Raw genomic sequence first — 20,937 nt, 5'->3', positions numbered from 1 at the left:
CTAAGGTTACCGGGCTGCTGAGCCGCCCGGGGGGACCGTGACACACACCGCACAGCCGACCGCGCCCGCCGGGGCCGCCACCGCCGCGCCGAGCCGGCGCCAGGGCGCGATCCTGCTCGTGCTGCTCGGCACGCTCACCGCCATCGGCCCGCTGTCGCTGGACATGTACCTGCCGGCGTTCCCGGCGATGACCCGGGAGCTGGGCGCCACCCAGGCACAGGTCCAGCTCTCGCTGACCACCTGCCTGATCGGTCTGGCCCTCGGGCAGCTGGTCACCGGCCCGCTCAGCGACCGCTGGGGTCGCCGCCGGCCGGTGCTGGTCGGGGTGCTCGCGTACGCGGTGCTGGCGTTGGTCTGCGCGGTCGCGCCGAACGCCACCGCGCTGGCCGCGGCGCGCTTCGCGCAGGGCTTCGCCGGCGGCATGGGCGTGGTGGTGGCCCGGGCGGTGGTCCGCGACCGCCACGCCGGTCGGGCCGCCGCGAAGTACTTCTCCCGACTCACCCTGGTCTTCGGCGTGGCACCGGTCGCCGCGCCCGGCGTGGGCAGCCTGGTGCTGCGCGTCGGCTCCTGGCGGGCGGTCTTCGTCACCCTGGCGGTGATCGGGCTGCTGCTCGCCGCCGCCGTCGCCTGGCGGCTGCCGGAGACGCTGCCCGCCGAACGACGCAGCACCGGCGGCCTGGCCAGCACCGCCCGCACCATGCGGTCGCTCTTCGCCGACCGCGCCTATCTCGGGTACGCGCTGACCCAGGGCTTCGCCTTCGCCGGGCTGTTCGCGTACATCTCCGGGTCGTCCTTCGTGTTCCAGGACGTCTTCGGCCTGTCCGGGACGGCGTTCAGCCTGCTCTTCGGGCTCAACGCGCTCGCCCTGGTGGCGATGGGCCAGGCCAACGCCCGGCTGCTCGACCGGTTCAGCCCGCGCCGGCTGCTGGTGACCACCCTGGTGGTCGGCACGGTGGCGGCGCTCGGCGTGCTGACCGGCGCACTCGCCGGCAGCCTGGTGCTGGTGGCGGTCACCCTCTTCGTCTTCGTCGGCTCGCTCGGCATGGTGATGCCGAACAGCACCGCCCTGGCGCTGGACTCGCACGCCCGGCACGCCGGCACCGCCGCCGCGCTGATGGGCGGCATCCAGTCGGTGGTCGGCGCGCTCGCCGCGCCGGTGGTCGGGCTCGGCGGCGAGGGCAGCGCGGTGCCGATGGCGGCGGTGACGGCCGGGGCGGCCGCCCTGTCGCTCGGCGCGGTGCTCAGCCTGACCCGCTCCCGCTGAGCCACGGTCGACCCGAGCACGACGGCCGGCCCGGCCATGACCGGGGGCCGCCCCGACGTCGGGCGGCGGCACGGCGAGCGGCAGCGCCGGCTCAGTCGACGAAGCGGGCCAGCACCTCGGCGCGGGTGGGCATCGACACCGCGCCGCCGGGCGACTCGCAGACCAGCCCGGCGACCCGCAGCGCGAACGCCACCCGCCGGTGCCAGTCGGTCGGCTCGGCCGGCTCCCCGTCGACCAGCAGGTCGGCGATGAGCGCCGCCATCACCGAGTCGCCCGCGCCGGTGGCGTCGACCGCGCGCACCTTCGGCGCGGGCACGCGTACCGGGTCGGCACCGGCCGCGACGATCGCACCGGCCGCGCCCAGGGTGACCACGACGGTGCCCGCCCCCAGCTCGCGCAGGTACGCCGCGACCCCCTCGACCGGCTCGCGCGGGTAGAGCAGCGCGGCGTCGGCCTCGCTCAGCTTGACCAGGTGCGCCCCGGCGGCGAACTCCGCGACCACCTCCCGCAGCCCGTCCAGCGTCGACGGCCCGTCCAGCAGCCGAGGCCGCACGTTGGGGTCGAACACCCGCAGGCCGGTGGCGAGCGACCAGGCGCGCCGCGCGGCGGCGAGCACCGGCGGGCAGAGCAGCACGATCGACCCGCAGTAGAGCACGTCGGCGCCCTCGATCAGGGCCAGGTCCAGACTGTCGGCGGTGAGCAGACCGTACGAGGGCGGCTCGCCGTAGAAGCGGAAGTCGGGCTCGGCCCCGGCGTGCGTGGTGACCGCGAGGGTGGTGGGCACCCCGACGGCGACCGCGCCGGCCAGCCCGACGCCGGCGTCGGCGAGGAAGGCGCGGATCCGGCCGGCCAGCACGTCGTCGCCGAACGACCCGACGAACTCGGCCGCGCCGCCGAGCCGGGACACCCCGACGGCGACGTTGAGCGGGCCGCCGCCGATCTCCTGCCGGAAGACCGGCCGGCCCTCGCACTCGGCGTCGAGCAGGTCGACCAGCGCCTCACCGAGCACCACCGCGTATCCCACGTCGCCTCCCAGCGTCCGTCGCTTCGTACCAGGCTGGCACAGTGCCCGCCACGGCGGGCGCGAAGCCCCGTCTCCACGCATCGAGCAACGACTATTGCGCCGGTGGCCGGGGCGTGGTGGGATGACGCGTGCCGGGCCGGTGCGGGGGCTGCCGCACCACCGGCGTCGAGCTGGAGCCGACGCGAGGGCACCGGTCCGCGGGACGCGGACCGAGGGCGGTGCGCGGCCATCCGGCCCTCCCCGATTTCCGGGCCGCCGGCCGTGGCGCCGCGATCGTCGCATCCGCTCGTCACAGCGGGGCCGGCCGTCAGGCCGCCCCGCGGGTCAGGAGAACCTCGTGCTCCGTTCCCGTACGGCCGCGCTGCTCACCGCGGCCGCCACCCTCGCCCTGGGCGCCGTCGCCCTGGCCTCCGGTCCAGATCCGGCCGCCGCGCACGGCGCGGCGATGACTCCGGGCAGCCGGACCTACCTGTGCTGGAAGGACGGCCTCAGCCCGACCGGCGAGATCCGGCCGGTCAACCCGGCCTGCTCGGCGGCGGTCGCGCAGAGCGGCGCCAACTCCCTCTACAACTGGTTCAGCGTGCTCCGCTCGGACGCCGGCGGCCGGACCGTCGGCTTCATCCCCGACGGCAAGCTGTGCAGCGGCGGCAACCCCGGTTTCGCCGGGTACGACCTGGCCCGCACCGACTGGCCGGTCACCCACCTGACCGCCGGGGCGCGGCTGGACTTCCGCTACAGCAACTGGGCCCACCACCCGGGCACGTTCTACTTCTACGTCACGAAGGACAGTTGGAGCCCGACCCGGCCGCTGGCCTGGAGCGACCTGGAGGAGCAACCGTTCCTGACGGTCACCAACCCGCCGCAGAACGGCTCGCCCGGCACGAACGACGGGCACTACTACTTCAGCGGCAACCTGCCGTCCGGCAAGAGCGGGCGGCACATCGTCTACTCCCGCTGGGTCCGCTCCGACAGCCAGGAGAACTTCTTCGGCTGCTCGGACGTCGCCTTCGACGGGGGCAACGGCGAGGTGACCGGGGTCGGTTCCGGCGGCGGCACGACACCGCCGCCGAGCCCCACCACGCCGCCGCCCGGCCCGACCACTCCCCCGCCCTCGCCCACCACGCCGCCGCCGAGCCCGACCACGCCGCCGCCAGGCGGCGACTGCATGGCGGTCTACAAGGTGCTCAACTCCTGGCCCGGCGGGTTCCAGGGCGAGGTCATGATCATGAATCACAGCGCCCGGACGTACGGCGGCTGGGTGGCCGGCTGGACGTGGCCCAGCGGTCAGTCGATCAGCAGCCTCTGGAACGGCACGGTGAGCTCCTCCGGATCGGCGGTGACGGTCGCCAACGCGGCCTGGAACGGCACGATCGCCTCCGAGGGCACCACCACGTTCGGCTTCACCGCGACCACCACCGGCGCCAACACCCTGCCCACCGTCACCTGCTCCGGCCGCTGACCCCCGACAGGGCCGCTGAAACGATCAAGAGGTTTGCGTCGCCGGGGCGGACTCCGGTCGACGCAAACCTCTTGATCAACGGCGGTGGCGGGCGCGGGGCGCGCCGGGCCCGGCCGTCAGCGGACCATGGAGCCGACCACGGGCTTGGTGAGCAGGGCGGACTGGTTGCGCTGGATGCCGGGGTCGAGGGTCTTGGCCACGAAGATGGCGTGCCAGATGCAGAAGATCAGCACGGTCCACACCTTGCGGGAGTGGTCCGCCTCCTCCCGCTTGTGCTCGTCCAGCAGCCGCATCGCGTACGACAGGTCGATCAGGTCGCCCGCGCCGGAGGTGGCCAGCACGTGCCGGGCCCACTCGTACATCTCGCCGCGCAGCCAGACCCGGGTCGGGGTCGGGAAGCCCAGCTTCTTCCGGTTGACGATGGCCGGCGGCACCACGCCCTGCAACGCCTGGCGCATGGCGTACTTGGTGGCGTCCGAACGGGGCGGGAGCTTCAGGTCGACCGGGATGCCGGCGGCCACGTCGAAGACCGCCCGGTCGAGGAAGGGCACCCGCACCTCCAGCGAGTGGGCCATCGAGATCCGGTCGGCCTTGACCAGGATGTCGCCGCGCAGCCAGGTGTAGAGGTCGACGTACTGCATCTTGGTGACGTCGTCGAGCTCGGTGCACTCCGCGTAGATCGGCGCGGTCACGTCGGTGTAGCGGACCGAGGGGTCGTAGCGGCGCAGCAGGTGCTGCTTCTCCTCCTCGGTGAACATCCGGGCGTTGCCGTAGTAGCGCTGCTCGATCGGGGTGGTGCCGCGCTCCAGGAAGCTCTTGCCCTTGACCCCCTGCGGAATCGCCTTGGAGACCGCGCGCAGGCCCTTCTGCACCCCGCCCGGCAGGCCGTTGACGGTGCCGAGGGAGAGCGGCTCCCGGTAGATCGTGTACCCGCCGAAGAACTCGTCCGCGCCCTCGCCGGAGAGGACCACCGTGACGTGCTCGGCGGCCTTCTTCGCCACGAAGTAGAGCGGCACCAGCGCCGGGTCGGCCACCGGGTCGTCCAGGTGCCAGACGATCTTCGGCAGGGCGTCGATCATGTCCTGCGGCCCGATCTTGGTCGGGATGGTGGTCACGTCGAGGTGCCGGGCCGACTCCTGGGCCACGTCGATCTCGGAGTAGCCGGGCACGTCGTACCCGACGGTGAAGGTGAGGATGTTCGGGTTGAACTCCCGGGCCAGGGCCACCACCGCGGTCGAGTCGATCCCGCTGGACAGGAACGAGCCGACCGGCACGTCCGAGCGCATGTGCATCCGGACGCTATCCCGCAGCGTCTCCCGGATCTCCTGGTAGAGCCGCTGCTCGTCATCGACGGGGGCGGGGTGGAACACCGGCCGGTACCACCGGCGCACGTCGATGCGTCCGCCCGGGCTCCAGGTCAGGTACTCCCCCGAGCCGATCCGCCGGATCCCCTTGTGCAGGGTGCCGGGCTCCGGCACGTACTGCAGGGTCAGGTAGTGGCTCAGGTTGGCCGTGTCGATGCCGGCGTCGCCCTCGTAGTTCGAGTGCGCGAAGGGCAGCAGCGCCTTCTTCTCCGAGGCGAGGTAGAGCCCGTCGGCGGTCTCCAGGTAGTGCAGCGGCTTGATGCCGAAGTAGTCGCGGGCGCCGAAGGCGCGCCGCTCCTGCCGGTCCCAGATGACGAAGGCGAACATGCCGCGCAGCCGGGTGAGCACCTGCTCGCCCCAGTAGTGGTAGCCGGCGACGATCACCTCGCCGTCGCCTGCGGTGGCGAACTGGGCGCCGTAGGTGCGCACCAGCTCGTCGCGCAGCTCGATGTAGTTGTAGATCTCACCGTTGAAGGTGAGCAGGTAGCGACCGTCGGCGTACGGCAGCGGCTCGTGGCTGGAGGCCACGTCGATGATCGCCAGGCGCTTGTGCGCGAACACCCCGTCCGCGTACCGGCCGGAGGCGTCCCCGACCACCTCGACACCGGTCTCGTCCGGGCCGCGGTGGTGCAGGCATTCCAACGCCCCGGCGATGTTGTCGCGGTGAGCGGCGGCGTCGCCGCGCGCACTGAAGAAGGCCAGGAGTCCGCACATGGTGGTCATCTTTCCACGCGCGTGAAGCGGCCGTCGCGGCACCGCAGGCTCTTCCGCCCGGGACCGGCCGGGTACCGTCTGGACCAGCGACGAGGCGGAAGGAGCGGACCATGACCGAGGACCGGACGAGCGGAAAGCCGGCGGACGGCACCGAATCGCACGACCCGGATTTCCCGCAGGCGTTCCTGGACTTCATGCGCCAGGGCTGGCGGGACACCACGCTGCCGGTCGGCCCGCGTCCCGAGGTGCCCAACCACGCCAAGCGCCGGGCCGCGCTCTCGGCGGCCTTCCCGGGCGAGACGCTGGTCATCCCGACCGGCACCGAGAAGGTACGCGCCAACGACACCGACCACCCGTTCCGGCCGGGCAGCGACTTCGCCTACCTGACCGGCGACCACGACCCGGACAGCGTGCTCGTGCTGCGCCCGAACGGCTCCGGGCACGACGCGACGCTGTACATGCGTCCCCGGTCCTCCCGGAAGACCGACGAGTTCTTCCGCAGCCGGCACGGCGAGCTGTGGGTCGGCCGGCGGCACACCCTGGCCGAGAAGTCGACAGAGCTGGGCCTGCCCACCGAGGACCTCACCGAGCTGGACGCGGCGCTGGCCGGGCTGGCGCCGGGGCGTACCCGGGTGTTGCGCGGTTTCGACGCCCGGGTGGACGCGGCCGTGCGGCCCTGGGACGGCCCCCGCGCCGACGGCCAGCCCGCCCGCGACCGCGAGCTCGCCATCGCGATCTCCGAGCTGAAGCTGGTCAAGGACGAGTGGGAGATCGCCCAGCTCCAGGAGGCCGTGGACGCGACCGTACGCGGCTTCGAGGACGTGGCCCGGGCGCTGCCGGCCGACCGCGGGGTCTCCGAGCGGCTGCTGGAGGGGATCTTCGCGCTGCGCGCCCGGCACGACGGCAACGACGTCGGGTACGGCTCGATCGTCGGCGCCGGCGAGCACGCCACGATCCTGCACTGGGTGCACAACCACGGCGCCACCCGCCCGGGTGAGCTGCTGCTGATGGACATGGGCGTGGAGAACCGCAACCTCTACACCGCCGACGTCACCCGGGTGCTGCCGGTCGACGGCCGGTTCACCCCGTTGCAGCGCCAGGTCTACGACGCGGTGTACGCCGCCCAGCAGGCCGGCATCGACATCATCAAGCCCGGGGTGCCGTTCCGGGAGGTCCACCTGACCGCGATGCGGGTCCTCGCCGAAGCGCTCAAGGACCTCGGCCTGCTCCCGGTGAGCGTGGACGAGGCGATGGACCCGGCGTCGACGGTCTACCGCCGGTGGACGCTGCACGGCACCAGCCACATGCTCGGCATCGACGTGCACGACTGCGCCAACGCGCGCAAGGAGCACTACCGCGACGGCCCGCTCGGCGAGGGCTACGTGCTGACCGTCGAGCCGGGGCTGTACTTCCAGCCCGAGGACGAGCTGGTCCCCGAGGAACTGCGTGGCATCGGCGTGCGGATCGAGGACGACATCCTGGTCACCGCGACCGGCGCGGTGAACCTGTCGGCCGGTCTGCCCCGCCGCTCGGACGAGGTGGAGACCTGGCTGGCCGAGCAGCGCGAGGCGGGTCCGCGCCTGCCCGGCTGACCCGGTACGACCCCCGGCGGGCCCCGCCGTCGGTGTCTGCGACGTTTCCGTCGTCGCGGCACCGGTGGCGGGGCCCGCCGCTGTTTGCGCTGACCACGGCCTTCTTCACGGCCTGCGCCCCGGTGTGCCCGCCCGGCCGATGTGAGGGAAATGCGGGCTTTTCTCGGATACGTCCGCCTCGCGAGGAATCCTCTCATACGGTGTGGATAACAGGCTGCAACCTATTTGTAGCTGCTCGTGCCGCTCAGGTGGTACGAGCCCGTCTGGTAGCAGGAAAGGGCGGAAGGCTCTGATGTCCAACGACGTAACGACTCCCGACGGCGGGGCCCCTACGGCCGCGCCGTCGATCAGGCGACGCAAACTGTGGGTCGCCACCGGCGTGGCCGGCCTGACCGGCGTCGTCGGTCTGGCGGCACTGGGCGGGCTGGCTGCCCGTGACGACAAGTCCGACGACCCGCAGCGGGCCAGCGACTCGCAGGCGGCGCCGAAGCAGAACGTCAGCGATGCCGGCCCGGCCGCGGGGGAATCCGACAAGGACAAGGACAAGGGGAACGACGACCGGGCCGGTAGCGACCGGGACTGGGATCGTGACGAGCACGGGCGGGTGCGGGATGTGCCGTGTGACGACGAGGAGCTGATCGAGGCTGTCGATCTGGCGAACCGGGATCACGGTGGCACGTTGAAGCTGGCCCCGCACTGCACCTACGAGCTGGAGGGCTACGACCGGAAGTCCGGCACGGGTCTGCCGACGATCCGGCAGGAGATCACCATCAAGGGTGAGGACTCCACGATCAAGCGGGACTCCGAGCAGACGTTCCGGCTGTTCCGGGTCGCCGACGGCGGTGACCTGACCCTGAAGGACCTCACGCTCAAGGGCGGCAACGCCTCCGAGTTCAAGTACGGCGACCAGGGCCCCGGCGGACCGGGCGGACCCGGTGGGCCGGGCGGACCCGGCGGGCCGGGTGGACCCGGCGGACCGGGTGGACCCGGGCAGCCGGGTGCGGCCGCGCCGCAGGGTGGCGCAGGGGTGGCCCAGCCGGCGCAGGCGGCCCCGGCCGCGAACGGCGCCGCCGTGGCCCCGGCCGCGGACGCAGCCCCGGGTGGCCCGCAGGGCCCCGGTGACGGCAAGGACGGTGACCGCAAGGACGGTGACGCCGACGGTGGTGCGTTGCTGGTCGAGCGGGGCGGTAGCGCGCACCTGAAGAACGTCACGCTGACCCGCAACAACGCCGAGGGCAACGGCGGCGCGATCGCCAACTTCGGCCGGGTCGACCTCGAGGACAGCGAGGTGGAGAACAACCACGCCCAGGAGAACGGCGGCGGCATCTTCAACGTCGGCGTCCTCAAGGTCACCGGGTCCTCCGACCACGATGACTGGTCCGGCCACGACAAGGGCGAGGCCGGCAACGACAAGGGCGAGTCCGACCGGGACAAGGACAAGGACAAGGACAAGGACAAGGACGAGTCCGCCCGCGACGAGAACAAGGACCACAAGGACAAGGACAAGGGCGAGTCCGCCGACGGCCAGGGTGGCTCCGCCGACGGCAGGGACGAGGACCGTCGCGAGTCCCGCATCGCCAACAACACCGCCGGCAAGAACGGCGGCGGCATCGCCAACGGCCGCGGCAAGCACAAGGACCACGACAAGGACAAGGACCACGGCAAGGACAACGACTCCTGGTCGGGTGTCCAGGGCCGCGACGAGGCCGGCAGCGTGGAGATCTTCAAGACCACCATCGAGGGCAACCAGGCCGGCGAAAACGGCGGCGGCGTGTTCAGCTCCGGCGGCTTCGTCAAGATCGTCCTGTCGACCATCAAGCAGAACACCGCCTGCGACAGCGGCGGCGGCATCTACGCCAAGGACACCAACCTCGACCTCGAAAAGGTCACCGTCGCCAAGAACCACGCCAAGAAGGACGGCGGCGGCATCGTCAACACCGGCGGCACGGACAAGAAGAACAACGGTCACGACTGGGACAAGGGCAAGGACGACAAGCACGACGACGAGGCCAGCGCCACCATCGCCGACAGCAAGATCGTCGACAACACCGCCGGCCGCTTCGGCGGCGGCATCTTCAACGGCGACCAGGACGTCAAGATCGAGGACGGCTACCAGGACAAGCACGACGGCGAGGACGACAACGCCCGACTGACCCTGCGCAACACCGAGATCAAGGGCAACACCGCCCTCAACGGCGGCGGCATCTTCAACAACAAGGGCACCGTCACCCTGACCAAGACCCACGTCACCAAGAACACCGCCACCGACTCGTCCAAGAACCACCGAGTCGCCGGCGGCATCCTCAACAACGAAGGCACCGTCAAGCTCGACGACAAGTCGACCGTGACCAACAACGACCCCACCAACTGCGCCGGCACCGTCGAAGACTGCTTCAACTAAAGCCGACGCACGACCAGGGAGTCCCTTCCCGCCGAGGCGGGAAGGGACTCCCCCACCCCTACCGGTACACATGCGTCCCGGAGGCCGGCCGCCCGTCACGCGCTTTCGTCCTCCGCGACGCCCTTCGCCACCGGTGACACCTCTGCTGCACCGCCGTCCGCCGTGCTGTCGGCTGCACCGCCCACATACCTAATGTGGGCTTTTTTCGTATAAGCCCACGAGGTGAAGAAGGTTCTCATACGTTGTTGTTCAGCAGCTACAACCGATTTGTAGCGAAGGCCGCCTCGCTGTGGCGAAGCGACCTTGTCGGGTACAAGGAGAGGGCAGAGAGCTCCGATGTCCAACTACCTTCGCAATAACGATGACGCCACCCGCGAGACAGCCTCCCCGCTTCGTCGTCGCCGGATCTGGCTCGCCACCGGCGTTGTGGGCCTGACAGGAGCGGTCAGCCTCGCAGGGGTCGCCTACGCGACCACCGGGGCCACCGGCGCCCACCGGTTGACCGACCTGAAGTGGTCCACGGCTCAGCAGCTCACGAAGGACGACGGCCAGGACCGCGACGTCGAGGAGCGGGGCGAGGACCGCAAGGACCGCGACCGGGACTGGGATCGTGACGAGCACGGGCGGGTGCGGGATGTGCCGTGTGACGACGAGGAGCTGATCGAGGCTGTCGATCTGGCGAACCGGGATCACGGTGGCACGTTGAAGCTGGCCCCGCACTGCACCTACGAGCTGGAGGGCTACGACCGGAAGTCCGGCACGGGTCTGCCGACGATCCGGCAGGAGATCACCATCAAGGGTGAGGACTCCACGATCAAGCGGGACTCCGAGCAGACGTTCCGGCTGTTCCGGGTCGCCGACGGCGGTGACCTGACCCTGAAGGACCTCACGCTCAAGGGCGGCAACGCCTCCGAGTTCAAGTACGGCGACCAGGGCCCCGGCGGACCGGGCGGACCCGGTGGGCCGGGCGGACCCGGCGGGCCGGGTGGACCCGGCGGACCGGGTGGACCCGGGCAGCCGGGTGCGGCCGCGCCGCAGGGTGGCGCAGGGGTGGCCCAGCCGGCGCAGGCGGCCCCGGCCGCGAACGGCGCCGCCGTGGCCCCGGCCGCGGACGCAGCCCCGGGTGGCCCGCAGGGCCCCGGTGACGGCAAGGACGGTGACCGCAAGGACGGTGACGCCGACGGTGGTGCGCTGCTGGTCGAGCGGGGCGGTAGCGCGCACCTGAAGAACGTCACGCTGACCCGCAACAACGCCGAGGGCAACGGCGGCGCGATCGCCAACTTCGGCCGGGTCGACCTCGAGGACAGCGAGGTGGAGAACAACCACGCCCAGGAGAACGGCGGCGGCATCTTCAACGTCGGCGTCCTCAAGGTCACCGGGTCCTCCGACCACGACGACTGGTCCGGCCACGACAAGGGCGAGGCCGGCAACGACAAGGGCGAGTCCGACCGGGACAAGGACAAGGACAAGGACAAGGACAAGGACAAGTCCGCCCGCGACGAGAACAAGGACCACAAGGACAAGGACAAGGGCGAGTCCGCCGACGGCCAGGGTGGCTCCGCCGACGGCAGGGACGAGGACCGTCGCGAGTCCCGCATCGCCAACAACACCGCCGGCAAGAACGGCGGCGGCATCGCCAACGGCCGCGGCAAGCACAAGGACCACGACAAGGACAAGGACCACGGCAAGGACAACGACTCCTGGTCGGGTGTCCAGGGCCGCGACGAGGCCGGCAGCGTGGAGATCTTCAAGACCACCATCGAGGGCAACCAGGCCGGCGAAAACGGCGGCGGCGTGTTCAGCTCCGGCGGCTTCGTCAAGATCGTCCTGTCGACCATCAAGCAGAACACCGCCTGCGACAGCGGCGGCGGCATCTACGCCAAGGACACCAACCTCGACCTCGAAAAGGTCACCGTCGCCAAGAACCACGCCAAGAAGGACGGCGGCGGCATCGTCAACACCGGCGGCACGGACAAGAAGAACAACGGTCACGACTGGGACAAGGGCAAGGACGACAAGCACGACGACGAGGCCAGCGCCACCATCGCCGACAGCAAGATCGCCGACAACACCGCCGGCCGCTTCGGCGGCGGCATCTTCAACGGCGACCAGGACGTCAAGATCGAGGACGGCTACCAGGACAAGCACGACGGCGAGGACGACAACGCCCGACTGACCCTGCGCAACACCGAGATCAAGGGCAACACCGCCCTCAACGGCGGCGGCATCTTCAACAACAAGGGCACCGTCACCCTGACCAAGACCCACGTCACCAAGAACACCGCCACCGACTCGTCCAAGAACCACCGAGTCGCCGGCGGCATCCTCAACAACGAAGGCACCGTCAAGCTCGACGACAAGTCGACCGTGACCAACAACGACCCCACCAACTGCGCCGGCACCGTCGAAGACTGCTTCAACTGACCGCCGGTCACCACGGGATCCACACACAGGTCCGGCCCCCTGCCACCTCGGTGGCAGGGGGCCGGACCGTCGTCGGGTCAGCTCTGGACGAAGACCGCCACGCTGCGCGCCGGCACGCTGAACGTGCCGGTCGCGCGGTCGAACGAGGCCGTCCGGAGGACCGGGTCGGCCGAGTTCACCAGCACCGGGTGCAGCGCGACGTCCGCGCCCCGCAGGCCGGTCACCGTCTGCTTCGCCGTCTCCGGCGTGCCGTTGAAGACGACGGTCAGCGACTTCCACTTCCCGTCCAGCCCGCGGGCGTCCAGGGTCATGGTCAGCACGCCCGGCGTCTCGTTCTCGCCCGAGAGCGGGAAGCCGACGCGCCGCTGCACCTGGCCGGCGCTGGCCAGCCCGAACACCGGCGAGGACTCCCGGATCCGCAGCAGCTCCGTGTACCGGGCGTCGGCCAGGTTGATCGCGGCGCAGTCCGGCACCAGCTTCGGATCGGCCAGCAGCGGCTTCGCGTACGGCCACTTGTCCTTGTTGTCCTGCTCCGGCGGGAGGCCGGCACCGAACCCGTTGCCCTGCGCGCAGTCCCAGCGGATCTGGTTGAACCAGTCACCGGAGTTGTACGAGTTGCGGTCCAGCGACTTCGAGCGCAGCCGCTCGGAGCCGGCGGTGACGAAGCCCGCCCCCTGCCCGAAGGTGGTGGTCGCCAACGCCAGCACCTGCATCCGCGACCGGTCCGTCGCCGAGGTGCCCTGCGGCAGCTTGTACGCCAGCGCGTCGTACAGGATCTCGTTGTCGTGCGCGTCGACGTACGTGATGGCCTCGCCCGGCGCGGCGGTGTAGCCGGCCGGCGAGCCGTTGTAGTCCACCTGGGCGCCGGTGACCTGCCGGCCCGACGAGTCGGTGAACCGGTAGCCCCGCAGGTTGCCGGCGAGTCCCACCTTGATCAGGTCCTGGTGGTGCAGCAGCCGCGCCTTCTGCTCGGCCGCCGTCCCGTTCACGGTGTCGCCGTTGGGGTCGGTGTAGAGACCGGAGGCGAAGCCCTGGATGCGCGGGTTGCCGTCGAAGGGACCGCCGCCGCGCACCGCGTCGCGGAGCCGGTCGTTGAAGGTGCCGATGCCGGTCCCGGCCATGTTGGCCTGGGTGGCCTGCACGAACCGGGCGTCGTTGGCGACCTCGCCGAAGTTCCAGCCCTCGCCGTAGAGCAGGATCTTCTTGCCGTCCACGCCGTCACGGGCCGGGGTGAGCTGGTCCAGCGCGGCCCGGACGGCCAGGATGTTCGCCTTCGGGTGGTGACCCATCAGGTCGAACCGGAAGCCGTCCACCTTGTACGCCCGGGCCCAGGTGACCAGGGAGTCCACCACCAGCTTGCCCATCATGGCGTGCTCCGGGGCGGTGTTGGCGCAGCAGGTCGAGTTGGCGACGCTGCCGTCCTCCAGCAGCCGGTGGTAGTAGCCCGGCACCACCTGGTCGAGCACCGACTTCGGGTCGGTGCCCGAGGCGGAGGTGTGGTTGTAGACCACGTCCAGCACCACGCGCAGCCCGGCGCCGTTGACCCCGGCGACCATCTGCCGGAACTCGGTGGTCCGTTTCGCCCCGGCCGGGTCGACGGCGTAGCCGCCCTCCGGCACGGTGTAGTGCAGCGGGTCGTACCCCCAGTTGTAGCCGTCGGACTCGGCCACCTTCGCCACGCAGGCCTGCTGCTGGTCGGAGTCCGGCGGCAGCTTCGCCAGGTCGCAGTCGGGCTGCTGCTGGGCGGCCCGCTTCTCGGGAATGGTGGCGAAGTCGAACGAGGGCAGCAGGTGCAGGTAGTTGACCCCGGCGTCGCCGAGTGCCTTCAGGTGCTTCATGCCGGCCGTGTTCGGGTCGGTGAAGGCGAGGTAGGTGCCCCGCTTCTCCGCCGGCACGGTGGCGTCGGCCATCGAGAAGTCCCGCACCGACAGCTCGGAGATCTGCGCCTTCGACGCCGGCACCGCCGGCGGCTTGCGCAGGTTCGCCCAGCCGGCCGGGGCCAGCGCCGGCTCGGACAGGTCGACGATCTGGCTGTGTGTCGAGTCCGGCGCGAGCGCCACCGAGTACGGGTCGGTCACGGATGCGGTGACCAACTTCTGCGCCGCCGGCTGCCACGCCTCGACCTGGTAGCGGTAGTACTTGCCGGCCCAGGCCTTCGTGCCGCGCACCGACCAGACGCCGGTGCGGTCGTTGCGGCTCATCGCCACCGTCCTCGGCTCGGCCGTGGGCGAGTCGAAGAGCTGGAGCGACACCGTCCGGGCGGTGGGCGCCCAGACGGCGAGGGTGGGCACCCGGCCGGCGAAGGTGGCACCCAGCTTCGCGTCGGTGGCCCGGGCGTAGACGTCGTCGAGCACGCCCGGGATCTGCACGCCGGTCGCGCCGAGCAGCACGCCCTCGGCGTCGCGCTCGGTCACCACCAGCTGCCCGCGCAGCGCGGCCGGGACCTTGGCCAGGTCGGCCCGGTCCAGGCTGAAGGTGCGGTACGACCACAGGTGCGGGAAGGCCGCGCGCTGGGCCTCGGTGAGCCCGTTGCGCTGCGCCCGTAGCGGCAGCGAGGTGTACGTCCCGGCCAGCTCGCCGTCGGCGATGCTCAGCCCGCCGGCCGGGGCGGCCACCAGGGCGTACTGCTTGCCGTCGGTCGGACCGGTCAGCCACGCGACGGTGGACCGGTCGATCCAGTGCGCCTTCTGCTTGCTGATGTCCAGGTCCCTCGCGGGACCGGAGGAGCTGGGCGGCAGCAGCCGGCCCTTCACCCCGGCGAGCAGCCAGACCTCACGCCCGGCGCTGGCGAAGTCCAGTCGCTGGTCGTCGGGCTGATCCTTGGTGTCGCCGGAGTGGATGATGTAGTTCAGCCCGGTCGCGCCGGCGGCCAGCGGCACCCGGAAGACCGCCCCGTAGGCGTCGATCCTCTCCGGCTTGAGCGGGTTGGACCAGTCGGTCGGGTTGGCGGCGCCGTCCCAGAGGTGCAGCCCCCAGCCGGCGTAGTCGTTGTCGGCCTTGCGCCAGTGGATGACCGCGGTGCTCTCGTCGACCGCCGGGTCGGGCTCGCCGGTGGCGGCCTGCCGGGTCGGGTAGAGCGTCGGGTCGCCCTGCTTGACCCAGACCTCGCCGGTCTGCGTCACGTCGATGGTGCGGTCGTTCGCGACGTCCTTGTTGCCGTTCTTGTCGACGACCAGGAAGCCGACCGACTTCGCGCCCGGCTTGAGCTTGACCCAGGCGAACCGGCCGTAGGAGTCCTCACCGGCGAACGGCTGCCCCTTGGGCCACTCGGTGGCGTACGCCGGGTCGATGTCACCCCAGGTGTAGAGGCCCCAGTCGTCGTACCCGCCCGCCGGGCGCTGGTAGTGCACCACCGCCCAGTCCCGGGCGGCGCTCTGCGCCGGGGTGCCGACCACGCCGTTGGCGTGGGTGCCGGCGGTCCGCCCCTTGCCGTCGCGGACGACGGCCTTGTACTCGACCTTCGTCCCGCCGGGCAGGCCGGTCAGGTCGTGGTGGACGGTGTACGGGGCGGTGTGCGCGCTGCCCAGCAGCGTCCACCTGCCGCCGGGCACCCGGGCGGCGAAGGTGACGGTGGCCAGCGGATCGCCGGTGACCTGGGCGGTGACCGCGGCCCGGGTGGCGACCGGGTCGGCGCCGGGCGCGGTGAGGGTGATGCTCGGCGCGGCGGCGGCCTGGGGGATGGGCCGACCGGCCTTGAGCACCACGGCCGCCATCGGCGGCACGGTCAGGCTGAGCTTGCCGTCCGCGCCGGCGGTGGCGGTGCCCGCGCCACCGTAGACGCCGGTGAAGGCGGTGCCGGCGGACCAGGTGTCGACGGAGACCGGCTGCGTGGTGGTGGCGTTGTTCACGGCCACCACGTACTCGGTGCGGTCGGCCGGGGCGATCCGGGAGAAGGCGAAGACGCCGGCGCCGTCGGCCGCGTACCGGGTGACCTGGATGCCGTCGCGCAGCGCCGGGTGGGCCTGGCGCAGCGTGCCCAGCTCGGCGATGGTCCGGTAGAGCGGGTGGCCGGTGTCGTACTGGTCGTCGGCGTGGGTGCGGGCGGTGCCGATCAGGTCGTCGTCGAGGTAGTCCGCCACCTTGGTGGCGAACATGTCCTGCCGGGCGTCCTTGTCGCCGCCGGGGCCGGTGAAGCCCTGCTCGTCGCCGGAGTACACGACCGGCTGGCCGCGGGTGAGGAACATCAGCTGGTGAGCGAGCTGGTCGCGGCGCAGCTGGGTGGCGTCGTCACCGCCGGAGGCGGCGATGAAGGAGCCGATCCGGCCCATGTCGTGGTTGCCGAGGAAGGTGGTCAGCCGGTTGGCGCCGGTGTCCCGGGCGGCGTACAGGTCGTCGCGGGCGTACACGTCGGCGAGGGCCTTGGCGGAGCCGTCGGCGGCGGTGTAGCCGCGCGCGGCCTCCTGGAAGGAGAAGTCCAGGGTGGCCGGTAGGCCACCGCGCCGCACGTAGGTCGAGGTGATCTCCTGGTCGGCGCTGTAGACCTCGCCGAACATGAAGAAGTCCTTCTTGCCGGCGGCGTCGGCGGCCCGCTTGATGCCCCGGCTGAACTGCGGCCAGAAGTCGAGGTTGACGTGCTTGACGGTGTCGAGCCGGAAGCCGTCGACGTCGGTGCTGGCGATCCAGTCGCCGTAGGCCTTGGTCAGGCCCCGCACCACCTCGGGACGCTCGGTCCACAGGTCGTCCAGGCCGAAGAAGTCGCCGTACTCGCTGTCCTCGCCGCCGAAGGTCGAGTCACCCCGGTTGTGGTACATCGTCGGGTCGTTCAGCCAGGCCGGCACCTTCACCTTGGCGTCGGCAGGGGTGGCGAAGGTCGGGGTGTACGGGCCCGCGTCCGCGGTGACCGTCGGGAAGTCCCGGGTGCCGTCGGCGTAGTTGCGGTCCTCGAAGGCGCGCCCCTGCGCGTCGGTGTACGGCGAGGTCTTCTTGTCGACGTACGCGTACTTGTCCTCGCCGTACTTGATGACATCGGCGGTGTGGTTGACGATGACGTCAAGGTAGACCTTGATGTCGCGCTGGTGGGCGAGCTTGACCAGCTTCCGCATCTCCTCGTTGGTGCCGAAGTGCGGGTCGACCTGGGTGAAGTCGGTGATCCAGTAGCCGTGGTAGCCGGCCGAGACGTCCGCGCCGCTGCCCTGCACGGGGCGGTTCTTGAAGATCGGCGCGAGCCAGATGGCGGTCGTCCCCAGGCCCTGGATGTAGTCCAGCTTGTCGATGACGCCCTTGAGGTCGCCACCGTGGTAGAAGCCCTTGTCCTTCGGGTCCAGCCCGGTGCGCAGGCGGTCGCCGGTGAGCCCGCCGGCGTCGTTGCGCTTGTCGCCGTTGGCGAACCGGTCCGGCAGGACGAAGTAGAACTGCTCGGCGCGTCCCGTGCCGGCGCCGGCCTTCAGCAGGGCCTCGGTCGAGGGCTCGGCGCCCCACTGGGCGGCGCCGGCCGCGGCCAGGGTGTCGACGGTGGGCGTCCGGTCGGTGGCGTCCGCGCCGAGCTGGTTGACGGCGACCGGGACGCCGACGAGGGCGAGGGTGAGGGTGGAGACCAAGGCGAGCAGTGCCTTGCGAGATATCGGCGGGGGTTTCATCGACGGCCTTCCTCTGGTCGCTGATTCGCCCGCACGCTAGCTCTTGCCGAAACATTCTGCAATACCTTGCAAACCGAGTCGTAACAAAGCAGCGGTCTTGCGGAACCTGCCGTCGTTACGGCCGCCCGAGAGGTGTGGAGGAGGGTGGGATCAGAGCCCGGCGCAGGCGGTGCCGTCGACCGTGCACCCGCTCGGGCGGATGTCGCCGCCGTTGTGTTCGATGTGGAACCGCAGCGGCACGGACGCACCACCGTCGAGGTCCACCCCGCTGGTGTACGTGAAGACGCCGTCCGACATCCGGGCGCTGCCCTGCGGCGCACCCTCCACCCAGGAGGTGACCAGGCGGCTGCCGGCCGGCGGCACCAGGCGCACCGTCCAGGGGCGGGGACGGGCTGCGGCGTTGGCGAGCAGCACCTCGCCGATGAAGCCGCCGTCGAAGGCCTCCATCACCCGGTACCGCCCGGTGACCGGCGACGGGGGCGGGGCCGGCGGCGACGGGACCGGTCCGGGCTGCGCGCCCGCGCCCCCGGCGGCGGATGCGGGGCCCCCGTCGGGCGTCGGAACCGGCGGGTCGCTGCGGCGCGGGGAGAGCCCCGGGACCACCGGAGCGGGCAGCGCGACCGCCGCTTGCGACGGCGACTCCGATGGCAGGTCCGGTAGCGCCACGGTCGCGGGCAGGTCACCGGGGCGGGCACCGGTTCCCGGCTCGCGGCTGCGGGACGCGGTCAACGCGACGACCAGCAGTATCACCATCACCACGACCCCGGTGGCCACCACGACCCACGGCGACGAGGCGAGCGCGGTGGCGCCCCGGGGCGCGCGACGACGCGTACCGGACATACCGCTTCCTCCTCGGTGCCGTCCGGAGAGCGTAGCCACCTTCGGCCATTTCGGACAGTGCACGACACGACCCGACAGCACCCGGACCGTACGACCTGCGCCCGGCGCTCAGCCGATGGTGCAGTCGGCCCCGTTGACGGTGCACTGGCCCGGCTGGTCACCGGTGCCGGTCCGGCCGAACGTCATGGAGACCACAGCGCTCTCCCCCGCCGGAAGGGGCCTGGTACCGGTCAGCACGAACCAGCCAGTGCCCTTGGTACGCACCGACAGCCCCGAGTCCGACGACGCCCGGATCGACTTGACGTTGCCCGTGAACAGCAGCTCCACCCGCCACTCGCGGGCCCCGCCGGTGGTGTTGCGCACCGTCAGCCGGGCGGAGAACGAGTCCCGATCGCTGGAGGTGGCCTGGTAGTCCGCGCTCACCCGGCCGGAGGCGGCGGCCGGTGCGCGGGTGGTCGGCGTCGCGGTCGGCCGGTGGGTGCTGGCCCGCGGCGACGGGGTGCCGCTGGCCGTCCCCGACGGGGTGGCGTCCACGGCGACCAGCGGGGCGTCGCCGGGCGGCGTCACGGACGACGTCACGGAGGGCATCCTCGGCAGGTACATCGGCGGCGCCGGCTCGGGCGCCGGCGGCTGCTCCGGTCCGCGGAAGGAGAGCAGGGCGAACACCAGCAGGACGGCGAGCAGACCGACGCCGAGCAGCACGACGATCCACGGCATCGACGCCAGCACGGCGGGTGCAGATCGCGCCTCGGGCCGTGGGGCCGAGTGGTCGGACATGAGGTCCCCCTTGTCGGAGCAGACGCGCCAGCCTAGCCAGCAAAGATGTCGGATAGCAGAGGGGCCGCCCGGTACGGTCCGTCCGGCTGGTACGGGTCGGAAAACGGCTGGCCGCACGAGACCGGTTCGGGTCCGGTCAGGTCAGCCCCCGCAGTGACACCACCCACCGAACGGTGGCCCGAAAGCTTCTCGTCACGCGACGCGGATGACGGTGCAGATGACCGGACCGTCCTCGGTGGTGCGCAGCAGGTAGCGGTACCGCTGGCCCGGCACCGCCCGGCCCTGGCTGTCCAGGAACTCCCACTCGACGGCGACCATGGTCAGCAGCGCGGAGACCGGCTGCACGTCCTCGATCAGCGCGTTCGCCGCGACCAGCTCCCGTTCCTGGTAGTCCGGGGCGGCGCCGACGAAGGAGAGCGCGACGGCGGCCAGCGTGCTGAAGGAGAAGCTGTAGGTGTCGGCGACCACCAACCCGGGCAGGGCGTAGCAGCCGGCGAGGGCAGGTACGTCGCCGGCGGTGAGCGCCACGCCGTACCGGTCGAAGAAGTCGGTCAGCGTGTCGAGATCGGTGGAGGCTCTCACGGCGTCACCAATTGCCACCGGCGGGCGCCGGCAAACCTCAGCGCGGCGGGATGTGCACCTCGATCTCGGCGCCGAGCTTGGCCTGGCCGGCCAGGTCGAGGTCGTCGCCGCTCCAGAACCGACCCGGGTCGTACCAGTTCGGACGGCGGCCGGCCGGCAGCAGCCCCATCGCCTCGTAGGTCACCGCCACCACCTCGGCGCAGTACGCCGTCTCCAGCGCCCGGTCCCCTGCCAGCACGCCGGAGCGGTCCCGGCGGCCCGGCAGCCGCACCTGCGGCACGCGACCCCGCGCCCAGCGCCAGGCGAGCTGGGCGGTGGAGGGGAAGGGCGTGCCGTCGAGCCGGGCGACGGTACGCAACACCGCCTGCTCCATCGCCGCGTCGGCCGGCGGGTCGAGCTGGCGCAGCCAGGCCCGCTGCCCGTACCGGTTGGCCCAGACGCAGACCGCGTCGCGCAGGTCGTGCAGCTGCACGCCGCGCTGGTGGCTGCCGGTCCACATGTCCGGCAGCGAGCGGCCCAGCTCGGCGTGCCACATCAGGGGCGGCATGTCGTCCAGCACCACGGCCATGCCGACGTGGTTGACCGGGCTGTTCGTGGTGAGCTGGATGGCGCGGTCGGGCACGCTCCGGCCACGGAACACCCACACGTCTCCGGTACGGGTCAGGTCGACGGCCTCGTCCAGGCTGATGCTCATGAGCGTCTACCCTAGGCCGATGGGGCAACGGATGCGGTGGTGGAAGGTACTCGGTCTGGCCGGCCTGGCCGGCGTCGCGGCGTCCGGCGTGGTCATCGCCCGCGCCGAGCGGCGCCGCCGGTCGTACACGCCGGAGGAGATCCGGGACCGGCTGCGCGAGCGGCACGCGCAGGCCGCGGGGAACGGCTCGCCGGCCGGCGAGCAGGCCTGACCCGGCGGGCGCGGC

13 protein-coding genes are annotated in these 20,937 nt (G+C 71.7%); 6 read left to right on the top strand and 7 right to left on the bottom strand.

The window, feature by feature from the left end; all coding sequences use genetic code 11:
• Window positions 1-37: 37 nt before the first annotated feature.
• Window positions 38-1,264, top strand: coding sequence for a multidrug effflux MFS transporter (locus GA0074696_RS12700; RefSeq protein WP_088961305.1), 1,227 nt, complete (start codon window positions 38-40; stop codon window positions 1,262-1,264).
• A gap of 91 nt (window positions 1,265-1,355) precedes the next feature.
• Here GA0074696_RS12700 and GA0074696_RS12695 read toward each other — a convergent pair whose 3' ends face one another.
• Window positions 1,356-2,288, bottom strand: a complete 933-nt coding sequence (locus GA0074696_RS12695) for a PfkB family carbohydrate kinase (RefSeq protein ID WP_088961304.1) — start codon at window positions 2,286-2,288, stop codon at window positions 1,356-1,358.
• A 337-nt stretch (window positions 2,289-2,625) separates the two neighbouring features.
• On the opposite strand from GA0074696_RS12695, the gene GA0074696_RS12690 reads away from it, so the two are divergent.
• Window positions 2,626-3,747: a lytic polysaccharide monooxygenase auxiliary activity family 9 protein gene (locus GA0074696_RS12690; protein ID WP_231925345.1), complete on the top strand. Its 1,122-nt coding sequence runs from the start codon at window positions 2,626-2,628 to the stop codon at window positions 3,745-3,747.
• A 116-nt stretch (window positions 3,748-3,863) separates the two neighbouring features.
• Here GA0074696_RS12690 and asnB read toward each other — a convergent pair whose 3' ends face one another.
• Window positions 3,864-5,825, bottom strand: coding sequence for an asparagine synthase (glutamine-hydrolyzing) (asnB, locus tag GA0074696_RS12685; protein ID WP_088964523.1), 1,962 nt, complete (start codon window positions 5,823-5,825; stop codon window positions 3,864-3,866).
• Between the two features lie 110 nt (window positions 5,826-5,935).
• Between asnB and GA0074696_RS12680 the strand changes: the two genes are divergently transcribed.
• The 3 genes from GA0074696_RS12680 (at window position 5,936) to GA0074696_RS12670 (ending at window position 12,242) form a co-directional block, all read left to right on the top strand.
• Window positions 5,936-7,417 carry an aminopeptidase P family protein gene (locus GA0074696_RS12680; RefSeq protein WP_088961302.1) on the top strand — a complete coding sequence of 494 codons (1,482 nt, stop codon included), beginning with the start codon at window positions 5,936-5,938 and terminating at the stop codon, window positions 7,415-7,417.
• Window positions 7,418-7,709: 292 nt separating this feature from the next.
• Window positions 7,710-9,818 (top strand): hypothetical protein, encoded by a 2,109-nt coding sequence (locus tag GA0074696_RS12675; RefSeq protein ID WP_088961301.1) that lies wholly within the window; start codon window positions 7,710-7,712, stop codon window positions 9,816-9,818.
• A gap of 336 nt (window positions 9,819-10,154) precedes the next feature.
• Window positions 10,155-12,242: a hypothetical protein gene (locus GA0074696_RS12670; protein WP_088961300.1), complete on the top strand. Its 2,088-nt coding sequence runs from the start codon at window positions 10,155-10,157 to the stop codon at window positions 12,240-12,242.
• A gap of 77 nt (window positions 12,243-12,319) precedes the next feature.
• On the opposite strand, the gene pulA is transcribed toward GA0074696_RS12670, so the two are convergent.
• From pulA to GA0074696_RS12645, 5 genes are all read right to left on the bottom strand, one after another.
• Window positions 12,320-17,818, bottom strand: coding sequence for a pullulanase-type alpha-1,6-glucosidase (pulA, locus tag GA0074696_RS12665; protein ID WP_088961299.1), 5,499 nt, complete (start codon window positions 17,816-17,818; stop codon window positions 12,320-12,322).
• A 150-nt stretch (window positions 17,819-17,968) separates the two neighbouring features.
• The gene (locus tag GA0074696_RS12660) at window positions 17,969-18,658 is read right to left on the bottom strand and encodes a cellulose binding domain-containing protein (protein ID WP_088961298.1); all 690 of its coding nucleotides are present in this window, start codon (window positions 18,656-18,658) and stop codon (window positions 17,969-17,971) included.
• Window positions 18,659-18,766: 108 nt separating this feature from the next.
• On the bottom strand, window positions 18,767-19,435 hold the full coding sequence (locus tag GA0074696_RS12655; protein ID WP_157745876.1) for a cellulose binding domain-containing protein: 669 nt from the start codon (window positions 19,433-19,435) through the stop codon (window positions 18,767-18,769).
• Between the two features lie 192 nt (window positions 19,436-19,627).
• On the bottom strand, window positions 19,628-20,017 hold the full coding sequence (locus tag GA0074696_RS12650; RefSeq protein ID WP_088961296.1) for a hypothetical protein: 390 nt from the start codon (window positions 20,015-20,017) through the stop codon (window positions 19,628-19,630).
• Between the two features lie 37 nt (window positions 20,018-20,054).
• Window positions 20,055-20,711: a hypothetical protein gene (locus tag GA0074696_RS12645; protein WP_088961295.1), complete on the bottom strand. Its 657-nt coding sequence runs from the start codon at window positions 20,709-20,711 to the stop codon at window positions 20,055-20,057.
• Between the two features lie 31 nt (window positions 20,712-20,742).
• Here GA0074696_RS12645 and GA0074696_RS12640 point away from each other — a divergent pair, with 31 nt between their 5' ends.
• On the top strand, window positions 20,743-20,922 hold the full coding sequence (locus tag GA0074696_RS12640; RefSeq protein WP_172894627.1) for a hypothetical protein: 180 nt from the start codon (window positions 20,743-20,745) through the stop codon (window positions 20,920-20,922).
• Window positions 20,923-20,937: the final 15 nt, after the last annotated feature.

It is taken from the genome of Micromonospora purpureochromogenes, from assembly GCF_900091515.1.
Taxonomy (GTDB): Bacteria; Actinomycetota; Actinomycetes; order Mycobacteriales; family Micromonosporaceae; genus Micromonospora; species Micromonospora purpureochromogenes.
This window is presented reverse-complemented; position numbering and strand designations above follow the sequence as displayed.

Bases quoted from the DNA above. Each gene is read 5' to 3' on its own strand.
- asnB (WP_088964523.1), bottom strand. From the start codon at position 5,825: ATGTGCGGACTCCTGGCCTTCTTCAGTGCGCGCGGCGACGCCGCCGCT.
- GA0074696_RS12680 (WP_088961302.1), top strand. From the start codon at position 5,936: ATGACCGAGGACCGGACGAGCGGAAAGCCGGCGGACGGCACCGAATCG.
- GA0074696_RS12675 (WP_088961301.1), top strand. From the start codon at position 7,710: ATGTCCAACGACGTAACGACTCCCGACGGCGGGGCCCCTACGGCCGCG.
- GA0074696_RS12670 (WP_088961300.1), top strand. From the start codon at position 10,155: ATGTCCAACTACCTTCGCAATAACGATGACGCCACCCGCGAGACAGCC.
- pulA (WP_088961299.1), bottom strand. From the start codon at position 17,818: ATGAAACCCCCGCCGATATCTCGCAAGGCACTGCTCGCCTTGGTCTCC.
- GA0074696_RS12660 (WP_088961298.1), bottom strand. From the start codon at position 18,658: ATGTCCGGTACGCGTCGTCGCGCGCCCCGGGGCGCCACCGCGCTCGCC.
- GA0074696_RS12655 (WP_157745876.1), bottom strand. From the start codon at position 19,435: ATGTCCGACCACTCGGCCCCACGGCCCGAGGCGCGATCTGCACCCGCC.
- GA0074696_RS12645 (WP_088961295.1), bottom strand. From the start codon at position 20,711: ATGAGCATCAGCCTGGACGAGGCCGTCGACCTGACCCGTACCGGAGAC.
- GA0074696_RS12640 (WP_172894627.1), top strand. From the start codon at position 20,743: ATGCGGTGGTGGAAGGTACTCGGTCTGGCCGGCCTGGCCGGCGTCGCG.